Origin of the sequence: Pseudomonas sp. Leaf127 (genome assembly GCF_001423155.1) — a bacterium.
GTDB lineage: Bacteria > Pseudomonadota > Gammaproteobacteria > Pseudomonadales > Pseudomonadaceae > Aquipseudomonas > Aquipseudomonas ovata.
In genome coordinates, this window is record NZ_LMOA01000017.1 from 1 (window position 1) to 1,369 (window position 1,369).

A 1,369-nucleotide genomic window follows, 5' to 3' on the forward strand; every position below is an offset into this window, starting at 1 on the left:
GGCGCGCAGCCCATGCCGGTTCAGGCGTTGCCTTCATATATGGACAGACGAAACCYTGCGCACCACCTTTGGCCAGGACGCCGGGCAGTCGATTCAGATTATCCATGCGGTCCAGCCCTTCCTCCTGGCGGTTGACCGGTTGAGGCCTGGCCAGACCGCCCAGGCCTGGGTCGAGGAAGAAGTACGCCGGCCGTTCGATCTGGAACACGGCCCGTTGCTGCGCGTCAGGCTGCTGGGCCTGGCAGAGGACGCACATGTCCTGGTGGTGACCCTGCACCATATCGTCTCCGATGGCTGGTCGATGCCGGTGCTGGTCGATGAGCTGGTGCAATTGTACGAAGGCTACAGCCAGGGACTCGCCGAGGTCAGTCTGCCGGCCTTGCCCATCCAGTACGCCGACTATGCGATCTGGCAGCGCAACTGGATGGAGGCCGGTGAACAGGAGCGGCAACTGGCCTACTGGCAGGCACAGCTGGGCGGTGAACAGCCGGTGCTGGAGTTGCCCACCGACCGGCCACGTCCATCCGTGCCGGATCAGCGCGGGGCCCGSCTGGAAGTGCTGCTGGACGCCGGGCTGGTGAGCGCACTCAAGGCGCTGGCCCAGCGTCAGGGYTGCACGCTGTTCATGGTGCTGCTGGCCAGCTTCCAGAGTGTGCTGCAGCGCTATTCGGGACAAAACGACATTCGTATCGGGGTGCCGGTGGCCAACCGTACGCGAGTTGAAACCGAGCGGCTGATCGGCTTTTTCGTCAACACCCAGGTGCTCAAGGCAACGTTCGAGCTGACCACCACATTCGAGCAATTGCTGCAGCAGGTTCGCCAGACCGTGCTGGAAGCACAGGCCTACCAGGAACTGCCGTTCGAGCAACTGGTGGAGGCCTTGCAGCCGGATCGCAGCCTGAGCCACAGCCCRTTGTTCCAGGTGATGTTCAACCACCAGACCCAGGCCAGAGGCGCCTTCAAGGCCATCCCGGGCTTGCAGGTGGAGGGGTTGTCGTGGGAAGGCGTATCGGCGCAGTTCGACCTGACCCTCAATACCTTCGAGCATGAAGCGGGTGTCGGGGCCTCGTTGACGTATGTGACGGCGTTGTTCGATGCCACGACCATCGAGCGCCTGGCCAGGCACTGGAAGTTCTTGCTGCAAGGCGTGGTCAAGTCGTTTGATAAACCCTTGGCCGGGTTACCCCTGCTGAGTACCGATGAATATCAACAGATCGTCCGCGCATGGAACCCCACCGAGGCCCGCTACCCGGCCGGGCAGTGCCTGCACCAACTGATCGAACAGCAAGTGGCCAGGACGCCACAGGCCACGGCCCTGGTGCTTGGCGAGCAGTCGCTGAGCTATGCCGAGCTGAACCGGCGGGCCAAC

The 1,369-nt window shown here is 63.3% G+C and carries 1 protein-coding gene; it reads left to right on the forward strand.

Translation table 11 applies throughout. From position 1 onward, the window contains the following. On the forward strand, positions 1–1,369 hold a 1,369-nt coding region (locus ASF84_RS10645), incomplete at both ends, for a condensation domain-containing protein (RefSeq protein WP_236709413.1).